This is a genomic window from Streptomyces sp. NPDC127097 (assembly GCF_042724075.1).
In the GTDB taxonomy this organism is placed as follows: domain Bacteria; phylum Actinomycetota; class Actinomycetes; order Streptomycetales; family Streptomycetaceae; genus Streptomyces.
This window is the reverse complement of sequence record NZ_JBHXFI010000005.1, coordinates 190599-207909: the sequence shown is the minus strand read 5'-3', so window position 1 is coordinate 207909 and position 17311 is coordinate 190599. Positions and strand designations below refer to the sequence as shown.

Below are 17311 nucleotides of genomic sequence, written 5' to 3'. Positions count from 1 at the left end.
GTCCGGACGTAAAGCGAAGCAGTCCGGACACCCCCACCCGCGCAGGCCCGTCACCGCACCCCGACAGCCCCGCGCAGCGGCACCGCCCGCCGCAGGCGCAACGGCGGGGGCACCGCGAAGCGGGCAACAAACGGCGAGCAACCACCACGGCGGGAAAGCCGACAACGTGGGAATCAGCCCCCGAGCCGCACCGTCCGGCCCTCCGTAGCGGAGCGTTTCGCGGCCTCCAGGACGCGCAGCGCGGCCGCGGCCTCGGTGGCGGTGACCGGCGGCTGTCCGCCCTCGCGGAGGGCCCGTTCGATCGCGGCGTAGTACGCGGGGTAGTCGCCCGGCAGGGTCCGCACCCGCTCGCCGCCGCCGGTCTGCGGGGACGATCCGGCGCCGAGGTGGCCCCAGTGGGACTCCGGCTCCACGCCCCATTCCACCCCGTCGGAGCCGGGCCGCAGGCCCTCGCGCAGGGCGGCCTCCTGCGGGTCCAGGCCGTGCTTCACATAGCCGGCCCGGCTGCCCAGTACCCGGAAGCGCGGGCCCAGCACGGCGGTCGTGGCGCTCACCCACAGATGGGAGCGGACGTCGTTCGCGTGGGTGAGGGCGAGGAAGGTGTCGTCGTCGGCCTCCGCGCCCGGACGCCGGATGTCGGACTCGGCGTAGACCGAGACGACCGGGCCGAAGAGGGTCAGCGCCTGGTCGATGAGGTGGCTGCCGAGGTCGTAGAGCAGGCCGCCGAGCTCCGCCGGGTCGCCGGACTCGCGCCAGCCGCCCTTGGGCTGCGGGCGCCAGCGCTCGAAGCGGGACTCGAAGCGCTGGACGTCGCCGAGCGCGCCGTCCTCGATCAGCTTGCGGAGGGTGCGGAAGTCGTTGTCCCAGCGGCGGTTCTGGAAGACGGAGAGCAGTAGGCCGCGGTCGTCGGCGAGCGCGGCGAGCTGCTCGGCCTCGGCGGCGGTCGCGGCCAGCGGTTTGTCGACGACCACCGGCAGACCGGCCTTCAACGCGGCGGTGGCGAGCGGCACATGGGTCTTGTTGGGCGATGCCAGCACGATCAGATCGAGGTCCGCGGCGCGGTCCAGCACCGCCTGGGGGGCGTCGACCGTACGGACCTGCGGGTGCTCGGCGCGGGCCTGCGCCTGCCGCTCCGGGTCGGAGGTCGAGACGAGGTCGAGCCGCAGGCCGTCGGTGGCCGCGATCAGAGGGGCGTGGAAGACCGAGCCGGCCAGGCCGTAGCCGATGAGGCCGACGCGGAGCGGGCCATGGGGGGCGGCGGTGCCGGTGGGGTCGCTCGTCTCGCTGCTCATGCGCTCCACTTAAGCAACGCTGTTGCCAAAGTGCAAGCGATGCGGACAATGGGTGGGTGAGCAGCGATGACATCGACCGGGGGCGGGCCGGGGAGCGGGACGGCGGCGGCGCTCCGGGCGCGGCGGCGGCCGGGCCTCCGGCCGTCACCGGTAAGCCGGGCGTCACGGGTAATCCGGCCGCCACCGGAAACCCGGCCGCCACCGGAAATCCCGGCGTCAACCTCCCCGCGCTGCGCGGGCACAACGCCGCGCTGGTGCTCGGGCTGTTGCGGGCGGCCGGCGCGGAGGGGCTCAGCCGGCTGGAGCTCGCCGCGCACACCGGGCTGACCCCGCAGGCCGTCAGCAAGATCACCGCGCGGCTGCGGGGCGAGGGGCTGGCCGTCGAGGCGGGGCGCCGCGCCTCCACGGGCGGGAAGCCCGCCACCGTGCTGCGGCTGGTGCCCGGCGCCCGGCACGCGGTCGGGCTGCACCTGGACCGCGATGAGCTGATCGCCGTACTCGCCGATCTCACCGGCGCCGCCGTCGCCGTACGCCGCTCACCGCTCGCCTTCGAGGCGGGCGCCGGGCCGGTGCTCGACACCGCCGCTCGGGAGGTCGCGGCGCTGCGCGCGGAGGCCGGCGGGCCGCCGGTGCTGGGTGCCGGGGTGGCCTGCCCGGGGCCGCTGGACCACACCACCGGGGTGCTGCACCGGGTCACCGGCGCACCGCAGTGGGACGGCTTCCCGCTGCGGGACGCGCTCGCCGAACGCCTCGGGCTTCCCGTCGTCCTCGACAAGGACACCAACGCGGCCGCGCTCGGCCTGGCTCAGGGGATGCCGTCCGGCGCCGGCTCGTTCGGCTATCTGCATCTGGGCACCGGCCTGGGCGCCGGGCTCGTCCTGGGTGGCAGCCTCTACCGCGGCCCGCGTACCGGCGCGGGGGAGTTCGGGCACCAGACCGTGCAGTGGGACGGGCCGCGGTGCGGCTGCGGACGGCGCGGCTGTATCGAGGCGCTGTGTCTGGCGGCGGTGGCCCGCGGCGATCTGGCGGGCGCGGCCGCGGTGTTGGGGGCGGGCGCCGCCAACCTCGTCGAGCTGCTGGACATCGACCGGGTGCTGCTCGGCGGGCGCACCGTACTGGAGAACCCCGAGGGGTTCCGGACGGGGGTGGCCGAGGCGCTCGACGGCCAGGCACGGGCCCGTGGCAGGGCCGCGGTCCCGGTGGCGCTGGCCCGGGGCGGCGCGCAGGTGGTCGCGGACGGGGCGGCGGAGCTGGTGCTGGCGCCGCTGTTCGGGGCGCGGGGGGTCACCGTGGCGCGGTGAGGGGGCGTGCCCCCGGCGGCGCACGGCGTAGCCGGGGGAGCCCGCCGTCCAGCCGCCGCTGCCGCCCGGCCGGTCGCGGGATCACCTTCGTCCCGTTCCCCGGGGGCCGGTGCTCAGCCGCTTCATCGACCTCTTCCTCGCTTTCCCTCCTTCCTGATCACCCTCGCCCCGCGCTCGCCGCCAGCCTCGCCGCGCTCACCGCCGGCACCTGGGCCGCGCCGGCCGCCGAGAAGCTGGGCCGGCGCACCCGCCGCCCTCAAGGCCCTGCACGACTTCGGCGGCCAGCGCCCCGCCATGGACTTCCTCAAGAAGCTCCAGGCCAACAACGTCGGCCCGTCCTCCTCCACCGGCCAGCTCGCCCCCAAGACGGACAAGGGCGAACTCCTGGTGGCCAACGGCGATGTCCAGATGAACTACGCCAACCTGAAGTCCCTGCCGAACCAGGGCATCTTCTTCCCCGCCGCCAGGCCCGGCAGCAGGCCCACCACCTTCGCCCTCCCGTACGCGGCCGGCCTGGTCAAGCAGGCCCCCCACTCCGCCAACGCCAAGAAGCTCCTCGACTACCTGCTCTCCGTCCCCGTCCAGCGCCAGGTCTCCGCAGTGGGCGGCGGCTTCACCGCCCGCAAAGACATCAAGGCCACCGACCCCCACGCCACCGAACTCGCCAAGATCATGAAGAACGTCGACATCTTCCACCCGGACTGGAAGGACGTCGACAAGAACCTGGACTCCTATGTGGAGGCGTGGCGGGAGGCCACGGGGGGCTGAGCCTCCCGCCCGGGGCATCCGTGCCTGCCCGCGCCCGCCTTCGGGGGCGGGCGCGGGTCTCACCCGGCCGTGAACTCGTACTGCAACTCGTAGAGATGGCCCGCTTTGACCATCACCGTGACCTCGATGGGGCGCTCGTCGTCGCTGTGGACGACGCGAAGCGTGCGCAGCACGGGCAGATCGCCCGGCAGGCGCAGGGCGCTGAACTGCTCCTGGGTGGGCACCCGCGCCGAGACCCGGTCCACGCTGAGCCGCGGCGGATACCCCAGCCCGGCCAGCAGCACCGGCGTGCCGCCCTTGATCTTCTGGCGCTTGGCGAGGGCCGTGCCCCGGGCGATCTCCAGCGGGTAATAGGAGCTGACCAGCTCAACCGGTTCATCGTCGATCAGCAGCAACTGCTCACGGAGCAGGGCCGTGCCGCTCTCCAGAAGACCGAGCAGCGCGGACACATCGGCGGGCGGCGCGGCCTCCGCCACCCGGAGCAGCTTGCTCCGCGCCCGCGTCCCGAGCTTCTCCGCCTCGGTGAGCCAGCGATACCGGTCGCCGCTGTCCGCCGGAGCCATGTACGAGGCCGGCCGCATGGTCCGCTGCCGGTGTTCCCGTACCGTCACGGCGGAACCGGCGCGTCCCACGACCAGACGCTCCTCCTTGAGGAGTCCAAGTGCCTTCTGCACGGTGGCACTCGACGCCGAGAACCGCTCCTTGAGCCGAGCCGTGGACGGCAGCCTGGCGCCCGGCGCGAGATCGCCGTTCATGATCTCGTCGCGCAGATCGGCAGCGATACGTTCGTGCAGTGGGCGGTTGTCGACGGTGTCGGTGCTGTCGCTGGGCACGCCGGTCATCCGATCCTCAGGTCGTAGCGCAGCCGCTGGAGCTGCGCGGGCATCACCATTCTGTCCGCCTGGACGGGGCGGTCCCCGGCATCCAGGGTGAGCCGGAGCAACTGCAATACCGGCTGCGACGGTTCCGATTCCAGGGCCGTGGCCTCCTCGCTGCTCGGCAGGCGCGCGGTGACGTCCTCGCGGGCTCGCACACCGACGTATCCGAGCTCGGCGAGCAGCGTGACCGCGCCGCCGGGGATCTTCGCCGTCCCGGCGAGGCGGGTGCCCCGGGCGATGGACAGCGGGTAGTAGGTGTCCGTCAACTCGCAGGGCCGCCCGTCGAGATACATGATGCGGCGCCGCACGACGACGCGATCGCCCTGCCCCACCCCCAGCAGCTCCGCGATCCCGCCGGGCGCGGCCACCTCCCCCGCCTGCACGATGCGTTGGCTGCCCCGGCGGCCCGTGGCCGCGCTCTCGGCACTCCACGCGTCGCGCTGCCCCGGCGCACGCGGGGTCAGGTACGGCACGGACGTGGTGACCCACTCGGTGCTGTTCACGGCATCCTCCGGCACGGTTGATCGTCTTCCTACTGAACAACTGTGCTGCCTTACGGAACAAGTGACAAGCCCGGACCGGCATCCTCATCCTTGCTGGTATTCGCGAATGGCGTTACGTTCTGGTGCGTGAACAGCCCGACATGAGGCGGTGGTCCACCATGCATTTCTCGCACCGGCAACAGCCCCGATTGCTTCCGTGGTCCGGTCCCGGGGGCAAACCCTGCTACGTCATAGGAGATGGAGACGGCCCCGTCTCGCGCTTCGCAGATGAGATGGAGGCGGCGCAGATCGAGATGGGGGCCGAGTTGCTTGGACACGCCCGCGCGATGCTCGACGCCCGCCAGGTCTCCAATGGCGAGCTGCGCTTCCTCGTGGAGCGGCTGATCGAGGCGTTGCGCGATGTACTGCGGATTGCCGAGAGCCGAGGCGCCGGGCAGTCCGCGCCAGAAGGTCCGGAGTGAGCGCGAGGGTCAGGGGTCCTGCCCGCTGACTTAGGGTGGGGGCGTCGGCCGTCCGTACGACGCGTGGGGTACCTCGTGTGGTCCACGGCGCGTGCGGGAGGCGGTCGGCGCCCCTGGTCATCACGCACGGCAGGAGTCCGGCAGTGGCAGAGCGCAAGCCGATCGAGTCATGGCTCACCGACATGGACGGCGTCCTGATGCACGAGGGCATTCCGGTTCCCGGGGCGGACGCCTTCATCAAGCGGCTGCGCGAGTCGGGCAAACCCTTCCTCGTGCTGACCAACAACTCCATCTACACCCCGCGTGATCTGCACGCCCGGCTGAACCGCATCGGCCTGGACGTCCCCTGGGAGTCGATCTGGACCTCCGCGCTGGCCACCGCCCAGTTCCTGGACGACCAGCGGCCCGGCGGCACCGCCTACGTCATCGGCGAGGCCGGCCTGACCACCGCCCTGCACGACATCGGCTACGTGCTGACCGACCACTCCCCGGATTACGTGGTCCTCGGCGAGACCCGCACCTACAGCTTCGAGGCCCTGACCAAGGCCATCCGGCTGATCAACGACGGGGCCCGGTTCATCGCCACCAACCCCGACGAGACCGGCCCCTCCCCGCAGGGCGCGCTGCCCGCGACCGGGTCGGTGGCCGCGCTGATCACCAAGGCGACGGGCATCGACCCGTACTTCGTCGGCAAGCCCAACCCGCTGATGATGCGGCACGGGCTGAACGTCATCGGCGCCCATTCCGAGACCTCCGCGATGATCGGCGACCGGATGGACACCGATGTGGTGGCCGGCCTGGAGGCGGGCATGGAGACCTTCCTCGTCCTGACCGGGCTCACCCGCCCCGAGGAAGTCGAACGGCACCCGTATCGGCCGTCCCGCGTGGTGGACTCGATCGCGGATCTCATCGACCTGGTGTGATCGGGGCGGGTGGGGCGGCCTGATCCGGCCGTGGACGCCGGTGGCCCAGGCGCCCCACCCGAACGGCGCAGCCTCGGACCGCACCGGATGCGGCCGGGCGCACGGGGGCGGACCTTCGGAGTTATCGGAGGTTCACCATGCGCTCACGGCAACTTGCTCTCTGTGCCGCGGTCGCGGCGTGCGCGGTGACGACGGCGCCGGCGCCCGCGTACGGCGCGGAGCATCGCGCCACCGGAACCGCAACGGTCCAGGTCACCCCCGCCTCCCGCGGCGCGGACACCTGGCGGGCCACCGGCGGCACCGCCGGGCGGGCCCTCGTCCGCTCCGGCTGGGCACCCGGCACCCATCCGGCTTCTCCCGCCACCCGAGCCGCCCACACCACCAACGCCGCCAAGGAAGCCAAAGCCACCTCGAACCGTGAGCTGAGCAGTACCTCGGCCGTGGGCCTGGTGCTGGCCGGTGGCGCCATCCTGGTCATCGCGGGGCAGCTGCTCCGGCTCCGGCTGAGACTGCGCCGCGAGCGGCGGGGCGACGCCGATGAGCGCTGACGCGGAGGGGCGGGCGAGTGCGGTCGGGGTGACCGCCAGACCCGGCGTATCCGGCCCGGACGGAAATGTGGACGGCAACGGGGACGGCACGAGGGCCGTGGCGGCCGCGCCCAGAGGGCCGGGTGCCTCCCGCACATCCGGCACCCATGGCCCCCGTGAGGCGCTCAACGTCGTTGCCCTACGGGGCACCCATGCCTTCCCCGGACCTGGCTCCGGCACCGTTACGGGCCCCGGCCCCGGCCCCAAGAGGGACACCAGCCCCGCCCCCACCCCCGGAACCGCCCACCGCCCCGGCCGGCTGCTCGGCGGTGTGGCCTGGGCGGTGTTGCTGTTGGGGCTGTGGTTGTGGGGCCGGGATCTGGCGGACGAGGTGGCCGCGCAGCTCGCCACGACCGGTGATGTGGCCGCCGCCGGCCGCCCGTTGGGCCGACAGGCGCCGCCGCATGCGCACGCCCCGGTACGTGCCGCGGCCACCGCACGGCCCGTCCGGATCACCCTTGACGCGCTCGGCGTACGGGAGGCCGGAATCACCGGAAGCGGCCTGGACGGGGACGGCCTGCTCACCCCGCCCCCGTACACCTCACCGCAGCCCGTCGGCTGGTACGCCGGGGGGCCGCAACCGGGCGAGCCGGGCGCGGCGCTGCTCGTGGCCCGTGCGGACGCCCTCCGCGGCCCCGGCGCCCAACGGGCCGGTTTCCACCGCCTGTCCCGCCTCAAGCCGGGGGAACGGGTGGACATCCAGCGCGCCGACGGCAGCACCGCACGCTTCACCATCGAGGACGTCCAGCTCTACGACCGCCACCGCTTCGACCCGCGCCGGGCCTACGCCGCCCACGACCGCGGCCGCTCCGAACTCCGCCTGATCACCGAGGACAACAGCCCCGCCGGTGCCACCGGCCGGCCGGGCGGCGGGGAGACGGCCCACGTGATCGTGGTGGTCTCCGCCTACCTGACGTCCTACCAGGAGCCCCCGCACACCCCCGGCGGCGACTGAGCCACCTCGCCGAAGCCCGATGCGGCGCGGCGCGGTGCGGTGCGGTCGCGCCCGAAGGGGGCGCGGGGAACTGCGCGCCCAGCCACGACGAAGCCGCATCCGCAAGACGGCCGGCACCTCCCGCGAAGCGCCCTGTGCCCGGCTCGTCCACAGGCCGACCCGGGCAAGTCGGGGTGTGCCACGATGGATGCGGCCGGTGGTCCCCTGCCGACCGTGTTCCGTGTTCGTGCTCCGAGGGGGGAGTGGATGTACGGCAATCTGCGACGGATGGCCGGGGTCGGTTCGACGGGCGGGTCCCGCGACGGCCGGCGGCGCTCCGCGCATGCCGGTGCGGCACCGCCGAGGGCGGTGGTCGGGGCGCTGGCTCTGCTGCTGCTCGCCGGCTGCTCCGACGGCGACAGCGACGGCAGCGTGCCGGACAGACCCGGCCAACGCCCCAAGTCCGTCGCCCCGTTCTGGGTCAACCCGGACAGCAAGGCGGCCCGTCAGGTGGCCGCGTACGGCAAGGACGGCAAGTCCGGCGACGCCCGCGCGGTCAACAAGATCGCGACGCAGCCGGTCGCCGAATGGATAGGCGTCGACGACCCGCAGGGCGAGGCCCGCGGCTTCACCGAGGCGGCCGCGAAGGCCGACCGCGAGGCGCTGCTGGTGCTGTACAACATCCCGCACCGCGACTGCGGCAGCTACTCCAAGGGCGGCGCCGCCGACGGCAACGCGTACCGCGCCTGGCTGGACGGCGTGCTCAAGGGCATCGGCAACCGCGCCACCACCGTGATCCTGGAGCCCGACGCGCTGCCGCACATCGCGGACAAGTGCACCCCGCAGCAGTTCCACGAGGAGCGCTACGCCCTGCTCACGGAGGCGGTCGGCAAGCTCAAGGCGCTGCCGCGCACCAAGGTCTATCTGGACGCCGGCAACCCCCACTGGATCAAGGACCCGGGCCGGATGGTCGAGCCGCTCAAGCGGGCCGGCATCGACCGTGCCGACGGCTTCGCGCTGAACATCTCCAACTACCAGACCACCGCGGAGAACACGAAGTACGGCAAGAAGCTGTCCGCCATGGTCGACGGCAAGCGCTTCGTCATCGACACCAGCCGCAACGGCAACGGCCCGGCCCCCGGTGGCGACGACCCGGAAAACTGGTGCAACCCACCCGGCCGCGCCCTGGGCGAGCCACCCACCACCAAGACCGGCGACCCCCAGATAGCCGCCTACCTGTGGATCAAACGCCCCGGCGAGTCGGACGGCACCTGCAAGGGCGGCCCCAAGGCGGGCACCTGGTGGCCCAAGTACGCCCTCGGCCTGGCCCACGGCGCGAAGTAACCACCACCCACCGCTCCCCGCCGTGACGGCGACCACCCGGCCGCCGTCACGGCAACCGGGCACGCCCGCCGTCACGGCAACCGGGCGCACCCGCCGTCACGGCAACCGGGCACGCCCGCCGCCCACGACACCGGACCGCACCCCCGCCGCCGCCACCGCACCCGCCACGGCGAAGGCCCGGCGGATACGGAATCCACCGGGCCACCACGCGGGGCGCGCTCCCTACTGCCGTTCGGGCGCGACCTTCACCCACACCGCCTTCGACGGAGTCCCCTCCCCGTCCACCGCGTTGAGCATGTACCACCCGGGCGGCACCAGCGAGGGGTCCTTGGGAAGGGTGACCGTGACACCCTTCCCGTCCTTCGTCACCGTGAAGTCCAGCGCGATGGAGCGCTGTTCGATGTTGGTGACATGGGTGAACGAGCCGGGGCGCATCAGCCGCATCTTCTTGATGCCGGCGGCGTTCTCGGCGCCGTAGGTCGCGCGGCCGCCCAGCGAGAGCGTCTTCGTCGCCCCGCCGGTCAGCTTCGGGCGCGACTTCCCGTAGAGGTACGGCGGGGTGTAGAGGTCGATCTGCTGCTGGAAGACGCCCGGCTTGGTGTTGTCCTTGTCGGCGAAGAGGGAGTCCGAGCCGAAGGTCATCACCCGGCCGTCGGGCAGCAGCAGCGCACCGGAGTGGTAGTTGCGGCCCACCAGCGGATCGGCCACCTTCCGGGCGGTGTTGGCCGCCGGGTCGTACAGCTCCGCCTTCAGCACGTTGGAGTCGCCGCGCCCGCGGTAGTCACCGGAGCCGTTCGTGGTCAGCACGGTGTCGTCCGGCAGGATCACGCTGCTGGGGTAGCGCGCCTTCGCGTACAGCGGCGGGCCGTCCTTGAAGCGCGGCGAGGGGGCGTGCAGATCCACGATCCGGGTCTTGTCCGTGGCCTTCGGGTCCTCGCCGACCCCGCCCCCGCCCAGCACCATGTACCGCTGTTCCTGGGCCGGCGGCAGCAGCACCGACATCGAGGTCTCCAGGATGTTCGGGTCGCTCATCCCGGGCACGAACTGGAACTTGTTCGTCTTCAGGTCCCAGATGCCGGGCTTGCGGCCGATGTTGTCGGGGCCGTAGCCGGCGTTGGAGCCGGTGTAGAAGATCCGGTTCTGGTCGGTGAGGAAGAGCGCCGGGTAGGTCGGGAAGAAGCGCTGCTTGGGCAGATAGCGCCACTTCTTCGTCTTCGGGTCGTAGATCTCCTGCTTGCCGGGGACCACCTGTCCGATCTCGTCCAGCCCGGAGACGGACAGGACCTTGCCGTCCTGAAGCGTGGTGAGCGTCGGGTACCAGCGGGCCTCGTTCATCGGGTCGACGGGCACATAGCGTTCGGCCACCGGGTCGAACTCGAAGCTGTCCTTGATCCCCTGGAAGTCCTTCTTGTCGAAGGACAGCTTCTGCGCGATGCCGTAGAAGTTACGGGCGTCCGCGCCGGTCAGACCGTGGATGCGGTAGTTGTCCTGGGTGCCCGTGGAGTGCGACTGGCCGTCCTTGAGGGCCTCGACATAGACCCGGGCCTCGCTGTGCACGACGGTGACCTTGCCGGTCGCCCGGTCGGTGATCTTCTTCGCCCGGGGCACCACGACCGGGTCCTTGGCGGCGAAGGTCTTGCCGTTCTTCTTGCCGGTGAAGAGCGTGCCGGCCGGGAACGTCTTCGGGCCGTCCGGGTCCTCGTTGTAGATGATCATGAGGCCGCCGGCCTTCTTCACATCGCCGTTCAGCTTCTCGTAGCGCTGGGTGCCGCCGGCCACCAGCAGCTTCCCGTCCGGGAGCTGGGTGTGCCCGGAGCAGAAGAGGTCCTTGGGGGTGGGGATGTTCTTGAAGGTGTTCTTCTCCGGATCCCACAGGACCGTACGGAACGACTTGGCCTTGAAATTCGCCGCGTTGTTGCCGGATCCCGCGACCAGCAGCACCTTTCCGGTGTGCAGCAGGGCCGCGTGGATGGTGTTGATGCGGTACTTCTGCGGGACGTTGAGGACATCCCAGTGGCCGTTCTCCGCCTTGTACTCCGGCTTGTTGATCACGTACTGGTGGTACTGCTCCGAGGCGAAGCCATAGAGAGCCGGCCCGTTCATCCCGGCCAGCGCGAGCACCACCGCCGTTGCTATCGCCACTCTGCGGGTGCGACGGCTCGGACGGTACTTCATGTGTGACGTCCCCCAAGGGCGATCTGCATGGTCTGTTCAGTGGTGGCGGCCGGGTCGGCGGCACGGCCGGCGGCCGGAGCGGCGGCTTGGTCAGCGGCCGCCGCGGGAGAAGCCTCGCCGTCGGCCGCCGCGGCAGGGCCCTCGCCCTCGGCCGTCGTGCGGGAGCCCTCGCCGCCGGCCGTCGTGGGGGAGCCGCCGCCGGCCACCGTGGCAGGACCGCCGCCGGCCGTGGCATCGGAGCCGCCGCCGGCCGAGCTCTGCTTCCGCTTCTCATCCCGTACGGTCCGCCGCCAGGCGAAGATCGGTGCGGCGGTGATCAGCATCGCGAGGACGGCCCAGATGACCATCGCCGGATGGCTGTGCCCCAGCACGAACGAGGCGATCAGCGAGCCGCCGAAGACGAGCAGGAAGAACAGATGCACCCGGAAGGTCCCGAACAGCGTGTCCGGGCTGGACGAGTCGCCCTTCGGCGTGACCACGAACTTGCTCTTGCGCCGCAGCGCCGCATCGAACAGCGACCGGGCGTAGATCGGCGCGGACAGCGCGGACATCACCATGCCGGCGACACCGCCGGAGCCCTCCGGCTCGTGGGGGGAGACATTGTGCCGCCGGTTCCAGATGTACAGGCCGATCTGGAGCGCCGAGGCGTTGCCGTACAGCATCATCCACACCGTCGGATCGATCTCCACACCCGAGGCGCCCAGACCCAGGAACAGCGCACAACTCAGCGCCGCCAGAATCCAGTTCAGCGCCGACATCGGGTAGAAGATCACCATCATGGTGTAGTTGACCAGCCGGCCGAACGGCAGGGTGAACGGCGCCTTCCAGAACTGCTTGAGAATCGTCTCGTACGTCCCGCGGGACCAGCGCAGCTGCTGGGTGAAGAAGTCCGTCCAGGCCGTGGGCCCCTCGCCGACCGCGAGCACGTCCGGGGTGTAGACCGAGCGCCACTTCTTCCCGGTCTGCGGATTGCGGTGCCGGTGGATCTCGAACCCGGTCGCCATGTCCTCGGTGATCGAGTCGTACAGCCCGCCGATCTGCTTGAGCGCGCTGATGCGTACGGCGTTGGAGGTGCCGACGAACATCGGCGCGCCGTAGCGGTTGCCGGCCCGCTGGATCAGCGCGTGGAAGAGGAACTGCTGGGACTCGGCGGCCTTGGTGACGAAGGTGTCGTAATTGCCGTATACCTGGGGGCCGATGACGAAGCCCACGTCCGGGTCGCGGAAGAAGCCCAGCATCCGCTCCAGGTAGTTGGGCAGCGGGACATGGTCGGTGTCGACGGAGGCGAAGTAGTCGTAGTCGTCACCGTGCGCCGCCAGCCAGGCGTTGTAGTTGCCGTGCTTGGTCTTGGCGCGGTGCGGCCCCTTGGGCCGGTTCCACTCCGGGATGCCCTTACGGGAGAAGTGGTGCACGCCCAGACGCCGGCAGACCTCTTTGACCTCGGGGTCGTCGCCCTCGTCCAGCAGCCATATGTGCAGCAGCCCGCGGTGACGTATCTTGACCGCCGCCTCCAGCGTCTTCGTCACCATGGCCAGGGGTTCCTTGCCCGGCACGAAGGAGGTGAGGAAGGCGACACGGGTGCCGCTCTCGGGTATGACGGGTATGGGGTCGCGGGCGACGAGGGTGGCGTGCGCGTTGGACAGCACATTCATGCACCGGAAGAACTCGATCAGCCCGATCGAGACCAGCATGACGACGTCCAGCACCGGCAGGAACTCGTAGGCGGGGTAGTCGCGTTCGGTCCAGTGGTTCGGCTGCATCAGCCAGATCAGCAGCCCGAACGAGAGCAGCGGCGCGGCACCGAGCAGCAGGGCCGCCCGGATCCGGTGCGGCTCGTCGGCGAGCAGCGAGCGATAGCGGACCTTGTACGGCTTGTCCGGGTCGGGCTGGGTGAGCGGCCCGGCGAGTCTGCTGTAGTGCTCGTAGTCGTAGCGCGGCAGCGGCTTGCGCGGGGTGCGCCGCTGCCGCTGCTGACGTGGCACCCGCAGGCGCGCGGTGGCGGACGAATCGTACGAGTGCTGCGGCCGGGCACCCTCAGGTGGCGACGTCATGAGTCCATCCCCCCGCACGCAACTGGCTGCGTGCCGTGTGCTGATAGCCCGATTTCCCCGGTCCCCTCGACCGGCTCGGGCTCACTGGTCTCGGCCGTCCGTGCCTGCGACGGTGTCGGCCATGTTCCGGTGGTGTGAGGAACGCCCCGTAATCCTGCCAAGCAGCGGGGTCCCCGCGTTCACATCACGCCAACCGGCGTATCCCTTTCTTCCCACTCCTGGGAACCCCGCCGCATTTCGACCGAGTTCCCAGGTCAGAGTGCCGAACAGCCCCCCTGATTGCAAGACTGAGCACAAGGCAAGAGGGCCGGGAGAGGCAATATCCGGACGCCAAAAGGCGCCACGCGCATCGCTTTGACCTGGAACGACACCCCATTTCGGGCTTGTTGGCGGTGTCGGACGCGATAGCTGGAATAACACGCTCCGTGAGCACGGAGTTACCCTCGCCCGGCAAAGGAAACGCCCCTCCCTCGCAAAGTCCGTCAGCAACTGGCAATGCAATAAGGAGAGTCGGCGGATTCTGGCGTGCGAGACGCAACGATTTGCACATGGCGGCGGCGCGGGCGAACGGGCGGACCGGGACCCTTGAGGTCATGCGTACGATTTGGAACAGTTTCTGAAGGAATTCACCCGCAAATGGGAGATGGGTAGATCCGCAACGGATTCGGCCCGAACCGCCGAATCCGCGTAAGTGACCTGCGAGTACCGCGAATTGGCTGAACGTCAGGCCCGGCGACCCGGGGCCGGCGCCGCCCCCTCGACATCCCCGCCGGTCGGTGACACCGTTTCGCCTCCCGGCGGTCCGCCCGGTCCCGCTCGCGGCAGCACGGAGCGGATGACGCGGGGTCGGGTGGCGCGGGGTCGGATGGGGCGGGATCGGGTGGCCCGGGTCGGATGGCGCGGCCTTGAGCGGCGCGGCAATGCGGCATTACGGCGGTACGGTCCGCCATGCCGCCGCATCCGGGCGCGCCGCCTCGCACAAGCGTTCCCGCTCGCTCGCGGCGCGCGATCTCACACCCGCCCCCGCTCCGCCCCACCGCATTGGCGGACATACGACTGAGGCCCCTCGCATGGCGAGGGGCCTCAGTGTGTCGTGCGCCGCCAGGGACTCGAACCCCGGACCCGCTGATTAAGAGTCAGCTGCTCTAACCAACTGAGCTAGCGGCGCGTGCTGACCTGAAGAACTTTACACGAACTCGGAGGGTGCTCCGTACCCGCGACCGCCCTGCTCACGCACTCAGCCCATGTGATCCCTGCCACTCGTGGCGACCTCCTGCCCGCCCCCCCCTCGCCCTGGGAGGCGCACCCGCCCACATGGGACAAAAGCCACCCGATCTTGAGATCTGCGGCCGATAGTCGCCCGAATTGTTCATTGAAGTACCGCTCTGCCCCTCTTCGTCCCATTGCCCACCAGTTGCCCCATCAACATGCGGTATCTCCTGCCGGTTGAGAGGCTGAGGCGAGCGCCGCGGCGCAAGAACTGAACATGGTCCAGAGGGTGCCGGCCATGGCGTCCGTCACTCCTCTTGCGCCTGCCGCAACCCCACCCCCCACAGCAACGTCTGCCAGGACGCGCAGCCCCGGACCGGGTCCCCGGGACTCGCCCCTCCGTCGGAAAGGTTGATCGTCGTGGTGTCGACAGCCAAGCGCACCCTTGAGATGCGGCTCCTCCTCGGGCCGGACGAAGCAGTTCCGGTGGCCGGCCGGTTCAGCTACCGCAGTGACCGCCCGTACGAGGTCGAGGTCGCCTTCATCAGCCGCGGCCAGACGGTCGCCACCTGGCTGTTCGCCCGCGAGCTCCTGTTGGCCGGGCTGCATGACGAGGCGGGGGAGGGGGACGTGCGGGTGTGGTCCTTCCGCCGGCCGGGCGAACCGCGCCGCGTACATATCGAGCTGTCCACCGACGACAGCGTCTGCGAGCTGTCGGTGCGCGCGACGGAGCTGACCGCCTGGCTGGAGCAGACCGCGGCGATCGTGCCGCCCGGCCACGAGGGTGACTACCTCGACATGGACGCCCACTTGGCCCGGCTGTTCGCTGGGAAGTGCTGATGGGGGACACGGCAATCACGAAGACGACCACGGCCGGGCAGGTCACGGCGGCCGGACCGGTGACGACGGCTGAGCCGGTGAAGACCGCTGAGCCGGGGACGACGGCTGAGCCGGTGAGGGTGACCGGCCAGGTGACGGCGACGGGCCCGGCGACGGTGACGACGGCCGGGACCGGCGCGCCCGGCTCCTGCCGCCCGGCCCACGCAGCAGCCCTCCCCGTGGCGAGCCCCGGAGAGTCGCCCGCCACCACGGAGCCCGCCCCCGGCATACCGCCCGCAGCCCGCAGACCGTCCGCCGACGGCATACCGTCCGGCCCCGGCACCCCGTCCGGCCCCGGCACCCCATCCGCCACCGCTGCGACCCTCGCCACCCCTGTCACCCCGGCCACTCCCACCGCCCCGCTGCCGACCCCCCGCCGCGCCACGGCCCCGGCCCGGGCGGAGGAGGCCGCGCAGCCGGCCGGCCGGGGGGAGGGCAAGGGGCAGTCGGCCGCCGCCGCCCGTCCGGGGCGTGCCGACGGGGAGCCGGACGGGTCCGCCGACGCCGCCACGACCGCCCCGCACGACCCCTGTGCACACGGCTTCCTGCCCGAGCGGCCGCCCGTCCGTTCGCTGATCGGCACCTGGACCCGGCTGGACGCCATGGCCCGCGCGGCCGCGGTCGCGCCCGACCGGGAGGCCGCCGTCGCGCTCGTCGAACGGGCGCACCGTGCCGAGGAGTTGGCCGCCCTCCGGCAGCGCGTCTCCCGGCTCTCGCTGCGCAACGCGGAGGCCGCCGCCATGCGGATCGCGGTCATCGCGGTGTCCTGTGGCTGGTGCGGGATCGACCCCCAGGCGCCGGCCGCACGGGAGGTCGCCGACGAGGCGTTCCTCGACCTCTGGGCGGCCATCGCGCACCGCATCGGCCATGATCAGTTCGTTGCGCTGCCCACCCTGGCGCTCCACAACTGGGCCCCGGAACGCAAACCCCGCCGCCATATCCCCATCGACCAACTGGCCCGCACCGAAACGCTGGTACCGATCGTCCGCTGGGCCCCGGAAGGCCAACCGCTGAGCCGGCTGGACCGGTTGATGCTGGCCGCGACCCGCCTGGAGGCACACGGGATCTGGCTCTTCCGGCTCGCCGAGACCCTGGCGGGCCGGTCGCCCGACGACTCCTCCACCCCGACGGCGCTGCGCCGGCTGGTCCGGGTCCAGCACGCGCTGCGCGCCCAGCTCCTCGCCGAGGCGGCGGAGCTGACGGCCGCGCCGGCCACCCCGCAGCAGCGCGCGGTACTCGGCGCGCTGGCCGGACAGGGCGCCCTGGAACCACCGGTGCTCCAGGCGGCCGACGCGGTACTGGGCATCGGCGCCCGGCGGCTGCGGGAGGGCCGGCGGCAGCTGCTGCGCCGCCATCTCCCGGCGCAGCACCGCGCCTGGCTCAGCGCGATGGACCGCCACTGCGCCCCGGTGCGTACCCTCGCCCACCGCGGCGGCCCCGACGCCGCCGTCTACCGCGAGGCCCAGGAGTCCCTGATCGCCCTCCGCCGCACCTATACGGCCCTGGTGCACGCCGCGGCCCGCCCCACGGAGGCTCCGCTCACGAGGGCGGCCTGACCCGAAGCGCCCCGCCCGCCCGCGCCGCCGCCCCCGTACCGTCCGCCAAAACGGTTGCCGTCAGTACGGCCGTCACCCCTGCCCTCACCCACGGGCACCCCCCCTGCTACGCCTGCTCGGACGTCGGCCTCTCCTGACGCCGCCGGCGGGCGGCGGCGGAAGGGACCGGCCGCCGCACCGGTGATCCGGTCCGTGTCCCCGGACACCACTATCCGTATCCCCGGACACAACGAAGTGGGCGTTTCCGGAGAACCGGAAACGCCCACTCGATACGTGCGCCGCCAGGGACTCGAACCCCGGACCCGCTGATTAAGAGTCAGCTGCTCTAACCAACTGAGCTAGCGGCGCGCGCTGACGAAAGAAATGCTACCTGGTCGAGAGGGGTGCTCAGGACCATGGCCGCGGAGCGGTGCGCTCCGGAACCGCCGGCCGTGCGACCCGGCCCGCCCC

At 71.7% G+C, this 17311-nt stretch carries 13 protein-coding genes, 2 tRNA genes and 1 pseudogene; 9 read left to right on the top strand and 7 right to left on the bottom strand.

Annotated features, from left to right (window positions below):
- Positions 1 to 173: 173 nt before the first annotated feature.
- Positions 174 to 1292, bottom strand: coding sequence for a Gfo/Idh/MocA family oxidoreductase (locus tag ACFWJW_RS07400; protein WP_387236265.1), 1119 nt, complete (start codon positions 1290 to 1292; stop codon positions 174 to 176).
- A 56-nt stretch (positions 1293 to 1348) separates the two neighbouring features.
- Here ACFWJW_RS07400 and ACFWJW_RS07395 point away from each other — a divergent pair, with 56 nt between their 5' ends.
- Both ACFWJW_RS07395 and ACFWJW_RS07390 read left to right on the top strand, forming a co-directional pair.
- Entirely contained in the window at positions 1349 to 2593 is a 1245-nt protein-coding gene (locus ACFWJW_RS07395) for an ROK family protein (RefSeq protein WP_387236262.1), read from the top strand.
- A 258-nt stretch (positions 2594 to 2851) separates the two neighbouring features.
- A pseudogene (locus ACFWJW_RS07390) lies at positions 2852 to 3361 on the top strand (2-aminoethylphosphonate ABC transporter substrate-binding protein); the annotation flags it as partial.
- A gap of 59 nt (positions 3362 to 3420) precedes the next feature.
- Here the strand turns inward: ACFWJW_RS07390 and ACFWJW_RS07385 are convergent.
- Positions 3421 to 4203 (bottom strand): GntR family transcriptional regulator, encoded by a 783-nt coding sequence (locus ACFWJW_RS07385; protein ID WP_387236260.1) that lies wholly within the window; start codon positions 4201 to 4203, stop codon positions 3421 to 3423.
- A complete protein-coding gene (locus ACFWJW_RS07380; RefSeq protein WP_387236257.1) occupies positions 4200 to 4742 on the bottom strand; it encodes a GntR family transcriptional regulator in 543 nt (180 codons plus the stop codon). Before ACFWJW_RS07380 ends, ACFWJW_RS07385 begins: the two co-directional genes overlap by 4 nt.
- A gap of 272 nt (positions 4743 to 5014) precedes the next feature.
- Here ACFWJW_RS07380 and ACFWJW_RS07375 point away from each other — a divergent pair, with 272 nt between their 5' ends.
- The 5 genes from ACFWJW_RS07375 to ACFWJW_RS07355 all read left to right on the top strand — a co-directional run bounded on the left by ACFWJW_RS07375 (position 5015) and on the right by ACFWJW_RS07355 (position 8991).
- Positions 5015 to 5203, top strand: coding sequence for a hypothetical protein (locus tag ACFWJW_RS07375; RefSeq protein ID WP_387236254.1), 189 nt, complete (start codon positions 5015 to 5017; stop codon positions 5201 to 5203).
- Positions 5204 to 5346: 143 nt separating this feature from the next.
- Positions 5347 to 6126, top strand: coding sequence for an HAD-IIA family hydrolase (locus ACFWJW_RS07370; RefSeq protein WP_387236251.1), 780 nt, complete (start codon positions 5347 to 5349; stop codon positions 6124 to 6126).
- Between the two features lie 137 nt (positions 6127 to 6263).
- The gene (locus ACFWJW_RS07365; RefSeq protein ID WP_387236248.1) at positions 6264 to 6674 is read left to right on the top strand and encodes a hypothetical protein; all 411 of its coding nucleotides are present in this window, start codon (positions 6264 to 6266) and stop codon (positions 6672 to 6674) included.
- Complete coding sequence (locus ACFWJW_RS07360) at positions 6664 to 7668, top strand: sortase domain-bontaining protein (protein WP_387236245.1); 1005 nt, start codon at positions 6664 to 6666, stop codon at positions 7666 to 7668. Before ACFWJW_RS07365 ends, ACFWJW_RS07360 begins: the two co-directional genes overlap by 11 nt.
- Positions 7669 to 7914: 246 nt before the next feature.
- Positions 7915 to 8991: a glycoside hydrolase family 6 protein gene (locus ACFWJW_RS07355; RefSeq protein WP_387236242.1), complete on the top strand. Its 1077-nt coding sequence runs from the start codon at positions 7915 to 7917 to the stop codon at positions 8989 to 8991.
- Positions 8992 to 9213: 222 nt separating this feature from the next.
- On the opposite strand, the gene ACFWJW_RS07350 is transcribed toward ACFWJW_RS07355, so the two are convergent.
- From ACFWJW_RS07350 to ACFWJW_RS07340, 3 genes are all read right to left on the bottom strand, one after another.
- Complete coding sequence (locus tag ACFWJW_RS07350) at positions 9214 to 11166, bottom strand: galactose oxidase-like domain-containing protein (protein WP_387236239.1); 1953 nt, start codon at positions 11164 to 11166, stop codon at positions 9214 to 9216.
- Complete coding sequence (locus ACFWJW_RS07345) at positions 11163 to 13217, bottom strand: glycosyltransferase family 2 protein (RefSeq protein ID WP_387236236.1); 2055 nt, start codon at positions 13215 to 13217, stop codon at positions 11163 to 11165. The genes ACFWJW_RS07350 and ACFWJW_RS07345 overlap by 4 nt, the downstream gene beginning before the upstream one ends.
- Before the next feature lie 1094 nt (positions 13218 to 14311).
- A tRNA-Lys gene (locus ACFWJW_RS07340) sits at positions 14312 to 14385 on the bottom strand.
- A 461-nt stretch (positions 14386 to 14846) separates the two neighbouring features.
- Here ACFWJW_RS07340 and ACFWJW_RS07335 point away from each other — a divergent pair.
- Together ACFWJW_RS07335 and ACFWJW_RS07330 are read left to right on the top strand one after the other, a co-directional pair.
- Complete coding sequence (locus ACFWJW_RS07335; protein WP_387236233.1) at positions 14847 to 15266, top strand: SsgA family sporulation/cell division regulator; 420 nt, start codon at positions 14847 to 14849, stop codon at positions 15264 to 15266.
- Positions 15266 to 16861 (top strand): hypothetical protein, encoded by a 1596-nt coding sequence (locus ACFWJW_RS07330; protein WP_387236231.1) that lies wholly within the window; start codon positions 15266 to 15268, stop codon positions 16859 to 16861. Before ACFWJW_RS07335 ends, ACFWJW_RS07330 begins: the two co-directional genes overlap by 1 nt.
- A gap of 274 nt (positions 16862 to 17135) precedes the next feature.
- Here the strand turns inward: ACFWJW_RS07330 and ACFWJW_RS07325 are convergent.
- Positions 17136 to 17209: transfer RNA gene (locus ACFWJW_RS07325), tRNA-Lys, on the bottom strand.
- Positions 17210 to 17311: the final 102 nt, after the last annotated feature.

What these genes read in the sequence shown, in the direction of transcription:
- ACFWJW_RS07400 (WP_387236265.1), bottom strand. Translation starts at nt 1,292, where the DNA reads ATGAGCAGCGAGACGAGCGACCCCACCGGCACCGCCGCCCCCCATGGC.
- ACFWJW_RS07385 (WP_387236260.1), bottom strand. Translation starts at nt 4,203, where the DNA reads ATGACCGGCGTGCCCAGCGACAGCACCGACACCGTCGACAACCGCCCA.
- ACFWJW_RS07375 (WP_387236254.1), top strand. Translation starts at nt 5,015, where the DNA reads ATGGAGGCGGCGCAGATCGAGATGGGGGCCGAGTTGCTTGGACACGCC.
- ACFWJW_RS07365 (WP_387236248.1), top strand. Translation starts at nt 6,264, where the DNA reads ATGCGCTCACGGCAACTTGCTCTCTGTGCCGCGGTCGCGGCGTGCGCG.
- ACFWJW_RS07360 (WP_387236245.1), top strand. Translation starts at nt 6,664, where the DNA reads ATGAGCGCTGACGCGGAGGGGCGGGCGAGTGCGGTCGGGGTGACCGCC.
- ACFWJW_RS07355 (WP_387236242.1), top strand. Translation starts at nt 7,915, where the DNA reads ATGTACGGCAATCTGCGACGGATGGCCGGGGTCGGTTCGACGGGCGGG.
- ACFWJW_RS07350 (WP_387236239.1), bottom strand. Translation starts at nt 11,166, where the DNA reads ATGAAGTACCGTCCGAGCCGTCGCACCCGCAGAGTGGCGATAGCAACG.
- ACFWJW_RS07345 (WP_387236236.1), bottom strand. Translation starts at nt 13,217, where the DNA reads ATGACGTCGCCACCTGAGGGTGCCCGGCCGCAGCACTCGTACGATTCG.
- ACFWJW_RS07330 (WP_387236231.1), top strand. Translation starts at nt 15,266, where the DNA reads ATGGGGGACACGGCAATCACGAAGACGACCACGGCCGGGCAGGTCACG.